The sequence below is a fragment of the Afipia broomeae ATCC 49717 genome (assembly GCF_000314675.2).
GTDB lineage: Bacteria > Pseudomonadota > Alphaproteobacteria > Rhizobiales > Xanthobacteraceae > Afipia > Afipia broomeae.
In genome coordinates this window covers 602668-616894 of sequence record NZ_KB375283.1, presented here as the reverse complement: position 1 = coordinate 616894, position 14227 = coordinate 602668, and the positions used below count along the sequence as shown (strand labels likewise).

Below are 14227 nucleotides of genomic sequence, written 5' to 3'. Positions count from 1 at the left end.
TTCCAGCTCTTCGGCTCTTAAAGCTATGACAGTGAGTATGGGTCCCCGCCTTCGCGGGGACGACCCGTTGTGAGATGTTGTATTCTCCGTCATGCCCGGGCTTGTTCCGGGCATCCACGCCTTTAAGGTGGCGGGCAAGACGTGGATAGCTGGAACGAGTCCGGCCATGACAAGAAACGAAAGAGCTGCCCCCAAATGCCTTCCACCATCACCCGCGGCTACAAGAAACTGCTCGACGAGGCCAACGCCCAGATCGAGACCATCAATGCGGCTGAAGCCGTCGAACGTTTTCCGCAGGGCGGCGTGGGACAGGATGAAGTCGTGATCGTCGATCTGCGCGATCCGCGCGAGATCGAACGCGAGGGCCGCATCCCCGGCGCATTCCATTGCCCGCGCGGCATGCTGGAATTCTGGATCGATCCGGAAAGTCCCTATGCCAAGCCCGTGTTTCAGGAAGACAAGAAGTTCGTGTTCCAGTGCGCGTCGGGCTGGCGTTCGGCGCTGGCGGCCAAGACCGCGCAGGACATGGGCCTCTCTCCGGTGGCGCATCTCGGCGGCGGCTTCACCGCATGGAAGGCCGCCGGCGGTCCGATCGAGAAGGTCGAGAAGAAGACTTAGTTCAATCATGAACCGTCACACGCGGGCTTGACCCGCGTGTCCATCTTGAAAGATGGATTGCCGGGTCAAGCCCGGCAATGACGATTGAGGAAGAATGCCCATGCCCACCACCGATCCTCTCGTTTCCACCGAATGGCTGGCCGCGCACCTGAACGATCCGCGCGTGAAAATCCTCGACGCGACGTTCAAGCTGCCCGGCGTGCTGCCGCTGCCGAAGGACGACTATCTCGCGCAGCACATTCCGTGCGCGGTGTTCTTCGATGTCGACGCGGTGTCGGATCACGCAAGCGCGCTGCCGCATATGTTTCCCAGCGCCGAGCAGTTCGGCCGCGATGTCGGCGCGCTCGGCATTTCCAATGACGATACCGTCGTCGTCTATGACGCGGGCGGATGGGTCGCCGCGCCGCGCGCGTGGTGGATGTTCCTGTCGTTCGGCCACCAGAATGTTCGCGTGCTCGATGGCGGGTTGAAGAAGTGGCTGGCGGAAGGCCGCGCGGTCGAAGGCGGCGAGGTGAAGCCAAAACCCGCGGCGTTCAAGGCGGCGTTCGATACAAAACGCGTGCGCAGCATGCAGCAACTGATCGGAAATCTCGAAACCAGGGCCGAGCAGGTGATCGACGCGCGGCCGAGCGCGCGCTTCGAGGGCAGCGTGCCGGAGCCGCGTCCGGGTCTTCGCGGCGGACATATTCCCGGTGCGCGCAGCGTGCCCTATGCGGGGCTGTTCGATGCCGGCACCGGCGCGATGAAGCCGCTCGGGGAACTGCGCGCGGCGTTCACCGGCGCGGGCGTCGATCTCGACAGGCCGATCGTCACGAGCTGCGGCTCGGGCGTGTCGGCCGGCGTGCTGACGCTGGCGCTGTACCGGCTCGGGATTGCCGACACCGCGCTCTATGACGGCTCATGGGCGGAGTGGGGCGAGCAGGGCGGACCGCCGGTTGCGACCGGGCCGGCATAGCCGGGCCGTCTTAACCGCCGAACAGCGGAAATGCTTTTTGCTGCTGCCGCAATTGTTCAGCCCGTGCGCGTTCCTCCGCGCGGGCGCGAGCGACCTGACGCCGCTGTGCGACGGCGAGCGGATTGACGCGGCGGACTTTCTTCGCCGCAGGACGGGGGATCGTCGCGGAGGCCGTTGCTTCCGTCGATCGTTCCAGAGACGCAACCGTCTCCGTCGATCGCGGTTCGGAGGCTTCGGTTTCCGAGGGCTTGGCCTCGGTTGGCTTCGCTTCGGGTGATTTCGTGTCCACGCGCTTCGGTTCAGCCAGGCGAGTTTCGGACATCGCATCGACAGCTTTCGCTTCGGAGATCCTGAACTCGGAGGCCTTCACGTCGGCGGGCCTTGCTTCAACCGGCTTCGCTTGCTGCGACTTCTCGTCCTGAACCTTCGTCTCGGGCGCGCCGGCTTCGGACGTCTGGATATCGGTGGATTTGACGTCCGCAGCCGATGTCTCCGCCGCAGGAGCCTCGGCGCTGGGCTGTGCATTCAGGGCGGCGGCGGTCTCTGCTGGCGGAGTAGGTTCGGCCGGAGTTTGCTCGGCGCTCCTGGCCGCGTCGCCGGTATCCGGTTTCGCGATCTCGGCCGGCTTTCCGTCCGGCAGGTTGCGCGGAATGTCGCGGATAATGGCCTGCTGGCGGATTGTTCTCTCCGGAGCCGGCTTCGCGTTCAGCGCCTCGACCCGCAGCATCGCCAGCGTCGGTCCGCTCATCTCGAACTGCGGCGCCAGCATCGGCTGCTGCGCCAGCCGCCATGACGGCAGGCTCGCGAATTCCTCATGCGCCGCGCGCAGCAGCGCGGCCGCGCCGAGGCCGAAGATCAAAATGGAGATCGCCAGCACCGTGGTCGCGAACAGGAGTCGGAGTCCGGGGAGCATGGTGAGGTGTCCTGCCTTCGGCGGCGGAGGCGCGAAGGTCTTCGAGCCAAAACTGAACGCATGTGAACGCTGGTAAACGCAAATCTGGACGCTGATGGGTGGGCAAAAGGCCACGAATCAAGCCCCTTGAGAAGGATACCGCACGCCATGGATTTGCCCGAAAAAAGTTCGGCCGGGGCTGGGGACTGCGTCACATTGTCGGGAACCTGTTGCACGGCTGCAATCTCGCGAAAAAGTCAGCCATTCCGGGCGCTTTTTTCCAACGAATGTCTTGAATGCGCCGCTATCCTGCGCGAACTGCCGTTAACGATACGGTGGCGGGTTCGCGCTATATAAGGGGCATGATGTTCAATCGGCTTTCCAAGGGTTTTTCTGCCAGGTCTTTCACGACGGCTTTTGCGGTTTCCGCAGTGGCCGGCCTCTCGGGTGCATCTGTCGCACTGGCGCAGTCCTATCCGCCGCCTCCGGGCTATTCGCAGCCGATCCAGCCTGCGCCCTATGATGCGCGGGACGATCGCGGCGTGCCGGATTTCGACCGCCTCGACGGCGACGACCGCGGCACCGCGCTGTCGCCTCCGGGCTATCAGCAGCAGCCGAATTACCAGCAGTCCGCTCCGCAGCAGCAGAGCTACCAGCAGCCGGGCCTCGACCCGCGCGGCCCGGTGATGTCGCCGGACGATCCGCGTTATGGCCGGCCCACGGCCTATTCGCCGCCGCCAGCCTATTCGGATCGCGGTCCTGCACCACCTGCCTATTCAGATCGCGGCCCCGCGCCGATCTACAGCGACCGCGGTCCGCCGCAGGGCGCCGATTTTACCGACCGTCCGCGTCCGCCTGGGACAGTGGATGGCGCGCCGACGGGTGCGCTCGATCTGCAGGCGCCCGGCACGGCGCAAGGCGCCAACGGCCGCTCCGTGATGTCGGCATTGCCGCCAGAAGAGCAGCCGGAAACCGGCCCGCGCAAGGAATTGCCCGAGCGCCTGCGCCGGCAGGAAGTCAATTATCCGACCAAGGAGCCGGCGGGCACGATCATCGTCGATACGCCGAACACGCAGCTCTATTACATCCTCGGCAATGGCCGCGCGATCCGCTACGGCGTGCGCGTCGGCCGCGACGGCTTCACCTGGACCGGCGTGCAGAAGATCACCCGCAAGGCGGAATGGCCGGATTGGCATCCGCCGGCGGAAATGATCGAGCGCCAGCCTTATCTGCCGCGCTTCATGGCGGGCGGCGACGGCAATCCGCTCGGCGCGCGCGCGATGTATCTCGGCTCGACCGTGTACCGCATCCACGGCACCAACCAGCCCTCGACCATCGGCCAGTTCGTATCAAGCGGCTGCATCGGCATGCTCAATGAAGATGTGACCGACCTGTTCGACCGCGCCAAGGTCGGCACCCGCGTTGTGGTGCTGCCGGGCGGCAAGCCGCCGGCTCTGTCGCAGCCGGTGACGGCATCCGCGCAGCCGTATCAGGGCGGACCTGCGCCCGCGCCGATGGCGAACGGTGCTCCTGCACCGCGTCCGACCGCATCGATGGGCGTGCCCAATCAGGGGCCGACGGTCGTGCCGCCGATGCCTGCGCCGGTCACCATCCGGTAAATCAGGATTTCAGTTCGAATGAAAATGCCCGCGCCTGTCGCGGGCATTTTTGTTTGGGCTCGCAGTGTCAAAGAAGCCTATCGACAGAGTTCCACGCTGTTGCCCGCGCGCTACAGTAACGACCTTCGACTCTCCTTAAGGTGCAGCCAGATTTCATTGTATGTTTTTGAGGAATTTCATGAAAAAGCTTTTGGCCGCTGCTGCGGTTGCCGCTCTTGGCGCAACCGGCGCACACGCTGCTGACATCGCGGCGCGCCCCTATACAAAAGCGCCATTGGCGGCTGTCTCAAGCTGGACGGGCTTCTACGCCGGCCTCAACGTCGGCTATGGTTTTAACGATCCGGTTGCGACCTTTGCGCCCAATGACGTTGTATCCGCGAACGTATTCAACTTTTCCAATCCAAACCCGGCGGCGTCGGTTGCATACGATGTCAAAGGCGTTCTTGGCGGCGCGCAGGCTGGTTACAACTGGCAGGTCTCGCCGAATTGGCTGATTGGTCTGGAAGCGGATTTTCAGGGCAGTGACATCAAGGGATCGGCGGCCACGCCCTACGCGCTCATCGGTCGGCCCGGGCAGGTTAACGCCGAGCAGAATGTTGAATGGTTCGGAACGCTGCGCGCGCGCGCTGGATGGCTCGCGACTGACAAACTCCTCGTTTACGGAACGGGTGGCCTGGCTTACGGCTCGGTCCACGCAAACTCCACCCTCAGCAACACGATAGGCTATACCGCAACGGGTGGTGGCTTCGGTGCCGCGTGTCCTCCTGCTTCAGGAGCTTGCTACACGGGACCAACGACAAAAGTGATGACCGGGTACACCGCTGGCGGCGGCTTTGAATACGCAGCCTGGCGAAATGTTTCTTTCAAAGCCGAGTATCTCTACGTCAATCTTGGAAGTAGCAGCATCACTTCGGCTTGACCGGCCCCCACTGAGTGGTCCGATCGGAATGTTAGTTTAGGGATTGCATTTTGACTACCTCCTTTGGTGCTGGCCAGACGATGGCTTCGGGTGCCGGTGGTCGATATCCAAGCGATGAGTGTGGACGCACCGTGTTGTAGTGACGTCGCCAGTTTTCGATCACGATCTGGGCCTCCTTCAATGTGTAGAAGATTTCGCCGTTGAGCAGTTCATCGCGCAGCTTGCCGTTGAAGCTCTCGCAATAGCCATTCTCCCACGGACTGCCCGGCTCGATGTAAGCAGTCCTGGCTCCGACGGTGGCGATCCAATCCCGCAGCGCCTCGGCGACGAACTCAGGGCCATTGTCCGAACGTATGTGCGCAGGGATGCCCCGCGAGACGAACAGCTCGCAGAGCGCTTCGATGACGTCAGTTGCTTTGAGCTTCCGCGCGACACGGATGGCCAGGCTCTCACGGCTGAACTCGTCGATGATGCACAACATCCGGAACGCCTTGCCGTCGTGGGTGCGGTCGGCGACGAAGTCATAGGACCAGACATGGTTGGGTCGCTCCGGCCGCAGACGGATGCATGAGCCGTCGTTGAACCAGAGACGCCCGCGTTTAGGTTGTTTTAGGGGGACCTTCAGCCCCTCGCATCGCCAGATCCGCTCAACACGCTTCTTGTTCACCATCCAGCCGGCTCTGCGAAGCAACGCCGTAATTCGGCGATATCCGTAGCGGCCATATTGGCGGGCAAGCTCGATGATGTCGGCAGTCAAAGCCGCCTCGTCATCGGGTGTCGTTGGAGTCTTGCGCTGCGTCGATCGGTGTTGACCCAAAGCCCGGCACGCCCGTCTCTCGGAGATGCCAAGCTCGGCTGTTACATGATCGACGCAAGCACGGCGTCGGGAGGGGCTTAGAAGTTTCCCTTTGCGGCCTCCGCCAGGATCAGCTTGTCCAGCGTCAGATCCGACACCGCTCGCCGGAGACGATTGTTCTCAGTCTCCAGCTCTTTGAGTCGCTTCACCTGATCGCCCTTCAGGCCACCGTACTCGTTTCGCCATCGATAGTACGTTACTTCCGTCACGCCTATCGCTCGGACTGCGTCTGCTACCTGCCGGCCCTGTGCCATCAGCACATCAACCTGCCGCAGCTTCGCAACGATCTCTTCAGCCGTATGCCTCTTCCTTGCCATTGATCTTATCCTCCATCCGAAAATCATACTTCAGGGAGGACCACTTCAAAGGGGGCAGATCATTTTACGCAAGCGTATTTCCGGACAGCAAAGTCAACGCCGTGCACAAGGCACCGACCGATTATCCCTCCGGCAAAAAGGGCGACACCATCACGGTGGATTTCACCGTGGCGGGCATTCCCTATATCGGCCTGAACGGCGGCCCGATCTTCAAACACAACGAAGCGTTTTCGATCTGCATCGCAACCGACGATCAGGCGGAGACTGACAAATACTGGAACGCCATCGTCGGCAACGGCGGCCAGGAAAGCGCCTGCGGCTGGTGCAAGGACAAATGGGGCATCTCGTGGCAGATCACGCCGCGCGTCCTGACGGACGCGATGGCCAAGGGCGGCGAGGAAGCCAGGCGCGCGTTCGAAGCGATGATGACCATGAAGAAGATCGACGTGGCCGCAATCGAGGCCGCGATACGCGGGTGAAGGCTCGTCCATTCGTCGTTGCGAGGAGCGTAAGCGACGAAGCAATCCATATCCTTGCAAAGAGTGGATTGCTTCGCTTCGCTCGCAATGACGGGTGAAGCAGTTAGGTCATCACCCGCACCGGCGCGCCGCTGAGCCACGCGGCGATGTCCTCGACCATGTCGCCATAGTAGCGCCGGTAGTTGTTCTCGGTGACGTAGCCGAGATGCGGCGTCAGCACGACATTGTCGAGCTTGCGCAGCGGATGATCGATCGGCAACGGCTCCACTGAAAACGTATCGAGGCCCGCACCGGCGATCGCCTTGCGCGCAAGCACATCCAGCAGCGCGGCTTCATCCACAATCGGTCCGCGCGCGGCGTTCACCAGATAGCTGGTCGGCTTCATGCGTGCGAGATCGTCGCGCGTGATGAGCCCGCGCGTGCGCTTGCTCAGGATGACGTGGATGGTGACGATGTCGGCGGTCGCGAATAATTCGTCCTTCGTGGCGTAGGCGACGCCCGCCGCGGCGCAGGCCTCCGGCCTCAGGTTCTGGCTCCAGGCCATCACGTTCATGCCGAGCGCCTTGGCGATCGTGGCGACCTTCGTGCCGAGCTTGCCGAGGCCGACGACGCCGAGCGTCATGCCCTCGACGTCCTGCCCCATGGTGGTCTGCCATTGCTCGCCGGCGTGCATGCGCGCGTTCTCGAAGCCGATTTTGCGGGTCAGTTCCAGCATCAGGCCGATGGTCAGTCCCGCTGTGGCGTTGCCGACGCCGCCGGTGCCGCACACCGTGACGCCGCGCTCTTTCGCGGCCTCGAGGTCGAACGAGGCGTTGCGCATGCCGGAGGTCAGCAGCAGTTTCAGCTTCGGCAGCGCGGTCAGCATCTCGCGCGGAAACGGCGTGCGCTCGCGCATGGCGCAGACGATCTCGAAATCCTGCAACGCGCGCAGGGCTTCGTCCTGTGAGGCAAACGGCTTGTCGAACACGGTGATGTCGATCCGGTCCTTGAGCGGGGACCAGTCGGCGAATTTCAGTGCGACGTTCTGGTAGTCGTCGAGAATTGCGCAGCGCAGGGGCATTTGTTTGCTCTCTTTGTTATGTCCGCAAGAAATCGCGGTACAACCCTCTCCCCGTTTACGGGGAGAGGGTTGGGGTGAGGGGCGCACGCGCGGCTTGCCCCTTACCCGGATCGTTTCACGATCCGACCTCTCCCTGCAAGCGGGGAGAGGTGACGCATGTCGTAAGCGGCGCGCAGTCGTCATCCTTCGAGGCTCGCAAGTGCTCGCACCTCAGGATGACGACCGATTGTCTTGGAAATTTTTACTTCGCGGTCTTGCCGAGTTTCCGCGCGCAGGCGGGGCCGGGGCCGCGCATATAGTGCCGTTCCGGGTGATAGGGGTCGAAGGCCGCCCTGATGAAGGTGCGCCAGAATTCGGCGATCTCGGCCAGCAATCCCTTGGATGAGGAGGCCGTGCGGGGGGCGGACAGGTCCGCGATGCCGGGTGTGATCGATGTGCTGTGCGTCGTCATGGCTTCTGCTCGACGATCTGTATTCTTGATTCGTATGACGCTTGCGTATTGGTCGCGGCGCGCCTGTCCGCGGTTCGAACCGGCAGGTTGCGCGGATTCGATTAAAAAGCCGTTTTCGCCGCGGCAATGGCCTCAGATCGCTGGAAAATTCTCTCGGCAGCCTTTCCAAAACCCTACCTTTGAAGGGCGTGCCGGTTGCCCTTTGCGGTTCCCGCCGCTACATCAACGGCAGCAAATTTCCCCGCACAACGAAGGTTTTCCGGAACCGTCAAAGGATCACGATGGCTCGCCAGTTCGTCTACTTCATGCAGGGTCTGACCAAGGCCTACCCGACCCGCAAGGTGCTCGATAACGTGCATCTGTCGTTCTATCCCGACGCCAAGATCGGCGTGCTCGGCGTCAACGGCTCGGGCAAGTCGACGCTGCTGCGGATCATGGCGGGCATAGACAAGGACTATAACGGCGAAGCCTGGGTCGCCGAGGGCGCGCGGGTCGGCTACCTCGAACAGGAGCCGCAGCTCGACGCCACCAAGACCGTGCGCGAGAACGTCATGGAAGGCGTCGCCAAGCAGAAGGCGATCCTCGACCGCTACAACGAACTGGCGATGAACTACTCGGACGAGACCGCCGACGAGATGACCAAATTGCAGGACGAGATCGAGGCCGCGGGCCTGTGGGATCTCGACAGCAAGGTCGATCAGGCGATGGACGCGCTGCGCTGTCCGCCGGACGATGCCGACGTCACCAAGCTCTCGGGCGGTGAACGCCGCCGCGTCGCGCTGTGCCGCCTGCTGCTCGACCAGCCGGACCTGCTGCTGCTGGACGAACCGACCAACCATCTCGACGCCGAGTCTGTGTCGTGGCTGGAAGGCCATCTGCGCAACTATCCCGGCGCGATCCTGATCGTGACCCACGACCGCTACTTCCTCGACAACGTCACGGGCTGGATTCTCGAACTCGACCGCGGCAAGGGCATTCCCTACGAGGGCAACTATTCGCAGTGGCTGGTGCAGAAGCAGAAGCGCCTGGAGCAGGAAGGCCGCGAGGACGCCGCGCACCAGAAGACGCTGGCGCGCGAGCAGGAGTGGATCGCCTCATCCCCGAAGGCACGTCAGGCCAAGTCCAAGGCGCGCTATCAGCGCTATGAGGACCTGCTCAAGCAGGCCAGCGAGAAGCAGACCCAGACCGCGCAGATCATCATTCCGGTGGCCGAGCGTCTCGGCAACAACGTGGTGGACTTCGAGGGGCTCAGCAAGGGCTTCAACGATCGCCTTCTGATCGACAATCTCACCTTCAAGCTGCCGCCGGGCGGCATCGTCGGCGTGATCGGCGCCAACGGCGCGGGCAAGACCACGCTGTTCAAGATGATCACCGGACAGGAAAAGCCGGATGCCGGCACCATCACCGTCGGTGAGACGGTTCATCTCGGCTACGTCGATCAGTCGCGCGATGCACTCGACGGCAAGAAGACCGTGTGGGAGGAAATCTCCGGCGGCAACGACTTGATCCTGCTCGGCAAGAAGGAAGTGAACTCGCGCGGTTACTGCTCGGCGTTCAACTTCAAGGGCGCGGACCAGCAGAAGAAGGTCGGCGCGCTGTCGGGCGGTGAACGCAACCGCGTGCATCTCGCCAAGATGCTCAAGTCCGGCGCCAACGTCCTGCTGCTGGACGAGCCGACCAACGACCTCGACGTCGACACGCTGCGCGCGCTCGAAGAGGCGCTGGAGGATTTCGCCGGCTGCGCCGTGATCATCAGCCACGATCGCTGGTTCCTCGACCGCATCGCGACGCATATCCTTGCCTTCGAGGGCGACAGCCATGTCGAATGGTTCGAAGGCAACTTCCAGGACTACGAGAAAGACAAGATGCGCCGTTTGGGGCAGGATTCCGTGATCCCGCATCGCGTGAAGTACAAGAAACTGACGCGGTAGCGCAGCAAGGGTGGCCGGGGGCAAATGGGGGACGACGACAAGGCATTGACGTCTGAGGAAATCAGCGCCTCCGCGCCGGTCACATTCCAACTCAGCGAATGCACGATCGATGCGCAGGAGCGCGCCGCACTGGCCATCGATGTCGCTTACGTTCAGTGGCGTGCGGACTTTCGGCGCACGGTGATCGCCGCCGGCGTGCTGAACCGGCCATGGCGCAGCGTGTTCGAGGCCGACATGATGTTCAGCATCGTGGCGCATCGCTGGCTGGCCGAGCGTCCGATCACGCACAAGGAGCTTGCGACCTATTTCGAGATCTTCGTGACCGAAGCGACAGTCTCGCGACATCTCGATGACATGGAAGAAAGCGGCATGATCGTGCGTCAGACCGATCCCGACGACCGCCGTCGTATCTTTCTGCTGCCGACGCGGCGGCTGGAGACCATCGGCCACGGATATCTCCAGGCGAGAATCCGTCTCATGCGCGAAAACGGTTTTGTCTGGGTGGGGCGCAACGAAGCCGCCAACGATCTTGCATGAGCCGGCGCTGAAGGGCAGACCTCACGCTCGGGTAATCTGGCCATCGCTTGCCGGGTGACGTAGAAAGGTCATCCGAAAGCGTGGAGCGTCACGATGGCCGACTGGGATGCGCAGCAATACCTCAAATTCGAGGACGAGCGGACGCGGGCGGCCCGCGACCTGCTGGCGCAGATTCCGGTTCAGGACGCGCGGGGTGTTGTGGACATCGGGTGCGGGCCGGGAAATTCCACCGAGCTTCTTGCCAGGCGCTGGCCGCAGGCCAAGATCACCGGCATCGATACCTCCGCGGACATGCTGCGCCAGGCCCGCGAGCGGCTGCCGCAGCACACCTTCATCGAGGCCAATATTTCCCACTGGGCGCCGCCGCCCGGCACCGACGTGCTGTTCGCCAACGCGATCTTCCAGTGGGTGCCGCACCACCTCAAGCAATTGATGCGTCTTGCCATGGCGCTGCCGGACGGCGGAGCGATGGCCGTTCAGATGCCCGACAACATGGATGAGCCGTCGCATGTGCTGATGCGCGAGGTTGCGCGCCTGCCGCAATTTCATACCCAGCTCGCGCACGCGCTGGAGGCGAGGGGCGAGTTGCCGAAGCCCGGCGTTTATTACGACGCGCTGCGGCCGCTGTGCCGGCGGATCGATATCTGGCACACCATCTACAATCACGTGCTCGAGGATGCCCCGGCCATCGTCGAATGGGTCAAGGGCACGGGACTGCGGCCGTTCCTCGATCCGCTCGAAATGCCCGAGCGCCGGGAATTCCTGGAGGCCTATACCGCGCGTATCGCCGCGAGCTATCTGCCTCAGTCCGACGGCAAGGTGCTGCTGCGGTTCCCGCGGATTTTCATCGTGATCGTCAAGTAGCGCCGCAGCCTGACAAATCTGACGCGATGATGTCGAATCGGAAAATCCACTGCGGTTAAACGCCGCGACAGCACGCCTCGACAGAATCTGACATGTTCCTTAGCTGAGTACCGTCCGAAAACGGCCAGCCGGAGCACACATGTCCCTTACGCCCGATACCCCCTTGCCACCACGAGGCGATACCTCGCTGCGTCCGATCCCGATGCTGATCTTCGGATCGCGCTGGCTGCAATTGCCGCTCTATGTCGGTCTGATTGTGGCCCAGGGCGTTTACGTCATTCTGTTTCTGAAAGAGCTCCTGCACCTCATCACCCATTCGTTCGACTTCTCCGAGCAGCAGATCATGCTGGTGGTGCTCGGTCTGATCGATGTGGTGATGATCTCCAATCTTCTGGTGATGGTGATCGTCGGCGGCTACGAAACCTTCGTGTCGCGGCTGCATCTCAAGGGGCATCCCGACGAGCCGGAATGGCTGAGCCATGTCAACGCCAGCGTGCTGAAGATCAAGCTCGCCATGGCGATCATCGGCATTTCCTCGATCCACCTGCTGCGCACCTTCATCGAAGCGGGCAACCTCGGCGGGGCGGGCCGCACCACCAACTATACCGAAGCGGGCGTGATGTGGCAGACCATCATCCACGGCATGTTCATCCTCTCCGCCATCGGCATCGCCTATGTCGACCGGATTTCAAACGGGCCGGTGCTGGCGCCGAACGGCGAGGGCGGGCATGGCGGCACGAAGGGACATCACGGGCACTGACGCAGCCACGCGAAAGCCGTCATTGCGAGCGAAGGATGAACATGGAATTTCTCCTTCTTCCCTCATTGCGAGCGAAGCGAAGCAATCCATATCGGACCCGCAGCGATGATCGATAAAAGACTGGATTGCTTCGTCGCTGCGCTCCTCGCAATGACGTTGTTTCTGATTCCGCATTCTTCACGCGCCGCCGACGCCGGCTTCACGAACTTCGTCGCCTCGCTGTGGCCCGAGGCGCAGAAAGCCGGTGTCTCGCGCGCGGTGTTCGAGCGCGAGACGCGCGGGCTGGAGCCGGATTACAAATTGCCGGATCTGCTGCTGCCCGGACGTCCATCGACCGGCGCCCCGTCGCAGGCCGAATTCGTGCAGGTGCCGGCGGATTATTTGAAGGAGGCCAGCATCGCGCGGCTTGCCGCCCACGGCCGTACCCTGATGCAGCAGCATGCCGCTACCCTGAAGGCCATCGAGCAGCGCTTCGGCGTCCCCGGCACGATCATCCTGGCGATCTGGGGCCGCGAGACCGACTACGGCCGTTACGCGCTGCCGTATGACGGCCTGCGGGTGCTGGCGACACAGGCCTATGTCGGGCGGCGCAAGGACCAGTATCGCGGCGAATTCATCGAGGCGCTGAAGCTGATCCAGAACGGCGATGTCACGCGCAAGGATCTGCGCACCTCATGGGGCGGCGCGACGGGGCTGACGCAGTTTCTGCCGTCCGAGTTGTCCAAGCACGGCGTCGATTTCGACGGCGACGGCCATATCAACATCTGGACATCGGTGCCGGATGCGCTTGCCTCTGCCGCGCAGCAGTTGAAGAACAAGGGCTGGGAGCCGGGCCTGCGCTGGGCTTATGAGGTTCGCGCGCCGGCCAACGCGGATTGCTCGCAGGGCGTGCCGGAAGTGACCCGGCCGATCTCCGAATGGGTGCGTCTGGGCTTCGTGCCGGTGCACGGCCTGCGTTTGTCCGCCGCCGAGCAGGCGCAGGAGGCATCGCTGCTGCAGCCGGAGGGAATCTACGGGCCCGCATTCCTGACCACGAAGAACTACTTCGTCATCAAGGAATACAATTTCTCCGATCTCTATGTGCTGTTCGTCGGCCATCTCGCCGACCGCATGGCGGGCGGCCAGCCGTTTGCGACGCCGTGGTCGGCGTCCACGCAACTGCGCAGCGCCGATGTCGAGGCGATGCAGAAGCATCTGACGCGGATCGGCCTCTACTCGTCCAAACTCGACGGCAAGGCCGGAATGCAGACCCGCGCGGCGCTCGGCGCCTATCAGAAGCAGGCCGGGCTGAAGGTCGATTGCTGGCCAAGTGCGGACGTGCTGCGCGCCATGAGCGCGGGGCGATAACTCGTCATTGCGAGCGAAGCGAAGCAATCCACTCCTAAGAAGACAAGCTGGATTGCTTCGTCGCTGCGCTCCTCGCAATGACGGAGCTTCTTCAAAAACAAAAAACCCGGCCGCAAGGCCGGGTTTTGAAACGCATGTCTCACGACGCAATCGTGAGAAATTCAGATCAATCGCAAACCTGAACGCGGCGAACGCGCCAGCCGTAACCGTCCCAGAAACGCTCGCGCACGAGGCGGCAGGCGGGTTCTTCAACGTACACGGGGCCCGGAGCGTAGCCGTAGCCGTAAGCCGGACGGCTGTTGGCGATCGCGGCACCGGCGATCGCGCCGCCGAGAATGCCAAGGCCAACGCCGGCGGCAACAGCGCCACCATCACGCGCCTGAGCGGCAGGCATCGCGGTTGCAAGCGAACCAGCGATCGTCGCGACCGCGAGGAACGCTGAAAGAACCTTCTTCATGTTTATCTCTCCTCAGATCACGCCACAGCCCGGCGCAAGGCGATTGGTCTGCAAGAAGCCAATGACGGAACTCAAGATAGCCCGATTTGGCCCCCGTTAGAAAGTACCGGCGTCATCCCCCACCGGCGATTCAGCATTGTCCCGGCGCCAATATAGCGGATTCTG

General features: G+C 62.8%; 15 protein-coding genes. 10 read left to right on the top strand and 5 right to left on the bottom strand.

Annotation, left to right across the window (positions count from 1 at the left end; all coding sequences use genetic code 11):
* Nucleotides 1–195 precede the first annotated feature (195 nt).
* Nucleotides 196–618, top strand: a complete 423-nt coding sequence (locus tag HMPREF9695_RS15370; protein WP_024920414.1) for a rhodanese-like domain-containing protein — start codon at nucleotides 196–198, stop codon at nucleotides 616–618.
* 100 nt (nucleotides 619–718) lie between these two features.
* A complete protein-coding gene (sseA, locus tag HMPREF9695_RS15365; RefSeq protein WP_006021787.1) occupies nucleotides 719–1573 on the top strand; it encodes a 3-mercaptopyruvate sulfurtransferase in 855 nt (284 codons plus the stop codon).
* A 10-nt stretch (nucleotides 1574–1583) separates the two neighbouring features.
* Here the strand turns inward: sseA and HMPREF9695_RS15360 are convergent, their stop codons facing one another.
* Complete coding sequence (locus HMPREF9695_RS15360; protein WP_006021786.1) at nucleotides 1584–2486, bottom strand: prolipoprotein diacylglyceryl transferase; 903 nt, start codon at nucleotides 2484–2486, stop codon at nucleotides 1584–1586.
* 344 nt (nucleotides 2487–2830) lie between these two features.
* Between HMPREF9695_RS15360 and HMPREF9695_RS15355 the strand changes: the two genes are divergently transcribed.
* On the top strand, nucleotides 2831–4084 hold the full coding sequence (locus HMPREF9695_RS15355) for a L,D-transpeptidase (RefSeq protein WP_006021785.1): 1254 nt from the start codon (nucleotides 2831–2833) through the stop codon (nucleotides 4082–4084).
* 178 nt (nucleotides 4085–4262) lie between these two features.
* The gene (locus tag HMPREF9695_RS15350; RefSeq protein ID WP_006021784.1) at nucleotides 4263–5003 is read left to right on the top strand and encodes an outer membrane protein; all 741 of its coding nucleotides are present in this window, start codon (nucleotides 4263–4265) and stop codon (nucleotides 5001–5003) included.
* A 31-nt stretch (nucleotides 5004–5034) separates the two neighbouring features.
* Here HMPREF9695_RS15350 and HMPREF9695_RS25855 read toward each other — a convergent pair.
* Nucleotides 5035–6176 (bottom strand): IS3 family transposase gene (locus tag HMPREF9695_RS25855; protein ID WP_085947356.1). Its coding sequence is split into 2 segments (ribosomal slippage): nucleotides 5035–5912 and nucleotides 5912–6176, totalling 1143 coding nucleotides; the frame shifts between segments, so codons are not numbered across the junction.
* Nucleotides 6177–6190: 14 nt separating this feature from the next.
* Between HMPREF9695_RS25855 and HMPREF9695_RS15335 the strand changes: the two genes are divergently transcribed.
* On the top strand, nucleotides 6191–6655 hold the full coding sequence (locus tag HMPREF9695_RS15335; protein ID WP_085947403.1) for a VOC family protein: 465 nt from the start codon (nucleotides 6191–6193) through the stop codon (nucleotides 6653–6655).
* A 103-nt stretch (nucleotides 6656–6758) separates the two neighbouring features.
* On the opposite strand, the gene HMPREF9695_RS15330 is transcribed toward HMPREF9695_RS15335, so the two are convergent.
* Entirely contained in the window at nucleotides 6759–7715 is a 957-nt protein-coding gene (locus HMPREF9695_RS15330) for a D-2-hydroxyacid dehydrogenase family protein (RefSeq protein ID WP_006021782.1), read from the bottom strand.
* A gap of 241 nt (nucleotides 7716–7956) precedes the next feature.
* The gene (locus HMPREF9695_RS15325) at nucleotides 7957–8166 is read right to left on the bottom strand and encodes a hypothetical protein (protein WP_006021781.1); all 210 of its coding nucleotides are present in this window, start codon (nucleotides 8164–8166) and stop codon (nucleotides 7957–7959) included.
* A gap of 281 nt (nucleotides 8167–8447) precedes the next feature.
* On the opposite strand from HMPREF9695_RS15325, the gene ettA reads away from it, so the two are divergent.
* The 5 genes from ettA to HMPREF9695_RS15300 all read left to right on the top strand — a co-directional run bounded on the left by ettA (nucleotide 8448) and on the right by HMPREF9695_RS15300 (nucleotide 13605).
* On the top strand, nucleotides 8448–10097 hold the full coding sequence (ettA, locus tag HMPREF9695_RS15320; RefSeq protein WP_006021780.1) for an energy-dependent translational throttle protein EttA: 1650 nt from the start codon (nucleotides 8448–8450) through the stop codon (nucleotides 10095–10097).
* 24 nt (nucleotides 10098–10121) lie between these two features.
* Nucleotides 10122–10634, top strand: coding sequence for a MarR family transcriptional regulator (locus HMPREF9695_RS15315; protein ID WP_006021779.1), 513 nt, complete (start codon nucleotides 10122–10124; stop codon nucleotides 10632–10634).
* Between the two features lie 93 nt (nucleotides 10635–10727).
* Nucleotides 10728–11498, top strand: coding sequence for a trans-aconitate 2-methyltransferase (gene tam / locus HMPREF9695_RS15310; protein WP_006021778.1), 771 nt, complete (start codon nucleotides 10728–10730; stop codon nucleotides 11496–11498).
* Nucleotides 11499–11637: 139 nt separating this feature from the next.
* Entirely contained in the window at nucleotides 11638–12258 is a 621-nt protein-coding gene (locus HMPREF9695_RS15305; RefSeq protein ID WP_006021777.1) for a TIGR00645 family protein, read from the top strand.
* Nucleotides 12259–12363: 105 nt separating this feature from the next.
* The gene (locus HMPREF9695_RS15300; protein WP_006021776.1) at nucleotides 12364–13605 is read left to right on the top strand and encodes a lytic murein transglycosylase; all 1242 of its coding nucleotides are present in this window, start codon (nucleotides 12364–12366) and stop codon (nucleotides 13603–13605) included.
* Between the two features lie 166 nt (nucleotides 13606–13771).
* On the opposite strand, the gene HMPREF9695_RS15295 is transcribed toward HMPREF9695_RS15300, so the two are convergent.
* Nucleotides 13772–14062 (bottom strand): hypothetical protein, encoded by a 291-nt coding sequence (locus tag HMPREF9695_RS15295; protein WP_006021775.1) that lies wholly within the window; start codon nucleotides 14060–14062, stop codon nucleotides 13772–13774.
* Nucleotides 14063–14227: the final 165 nt, after the last annotated feature.

What these genes read in the sequence shown, in the direction of transcription:
- HMPREF9695_RS15300 (WP_006021776.1), top strand. Translation starts at nt 12,364, where the DNA reads ATGATCGATAAAAGACTGGATTGCTTCGTCGCTGCGCTCCTCGCAATG.
- HMPREF9695_RS15360 (WP_006021786.1), bottom strand. Translation starts at nt 2,486, where the DNA reads ATGCTCCCCGGACTCCGACTCCTGTTCGCGACCACGGTGCTGGCGATC.
- HMPREF9695_RS15330 (WP_006021782.1), bottom strand. Translation starts at nt 7,715, where the DNA reads ATGCCCCTGCGCTGCGCAATTCTCGACGACTACCAGAACGTCGCACTG.
- HMPREF9695_RS15355 (WP_006021785.1), top strand. Translation starts at nt 2,831, where the DNA reads ATGTTCAATCGGCTTTCCAAGGGTTTTTCTGCCAGGTCTTTCACGACG.
- sseA (WP_006021787.1), top strand. Translation starts at nt 719, where the DNA reads ATGCCCACCACCGATCCTCTCGTTTCCACCGAATGGCTGGCCGCGCAC.
- ettA (WP_006021780.1), top strand. Translation starts at nt 8,448, where the DNA reads ATGGCTCGCCAGTTCGTCTACTTCATGCAGGGTCTGACCAAGGCCTAC.
- HMPREF9695_RS15315 (WP_006021779.1), top strand. Translation starts at nt 10,122, where the DNA reads ATGGGGGACGACGACAAGGCATTGACGTCTGAGGAAATCAGCGCCTCC.
- tam (WP_006021778.1), top strand. Translation starts at nt 10,728, where the DNA reads ATGGCCGACTGGGATGCGCAGCAATACCTCAAATTCGAGGACGAGCGG.
- HMPREF9695_RS15370 (WP_024920414.1), top strand. Translation starts at nt 196, where the DNA reads ATGCCTTCCACCATCACCCGCGGCTACAAGAAACTGCTCGACGAGGCC.
- HMPREF9695_RS15325 (WP_006021781.1), bottom strand. Translation starts at nt 8,166, where the DNA reads ATGACGACGCACAGCACATCGATCACACCCGGCATCGCGGACCTGTCC.
- HMPREF9695_RS15350 (WP_006021784.1), top strand. Translation starts at nt 4,263, where the DNA reads ATGAAAAAGCTTTTGGCCGCTGCTGCGGTTGCCGCTCTTGGCGCAACC.
- HMPREF9695_RS15305 (WP_006021777.1), top strand. Translation starts at nt 11,638, where the DNA reads ATGTCCCTTACGCCCGATACCCCCTTGCCACCACGAGGCGATACCTCG.
- HMPREF9695_RS15295 (WP_006021775.1), bottom strand. Translation starts at nt 14,062, where the DNA reads ATGAAGAAGGTTCTTTCAGCGTTCCTCGCGGTCGCGACGATCGCTGGT.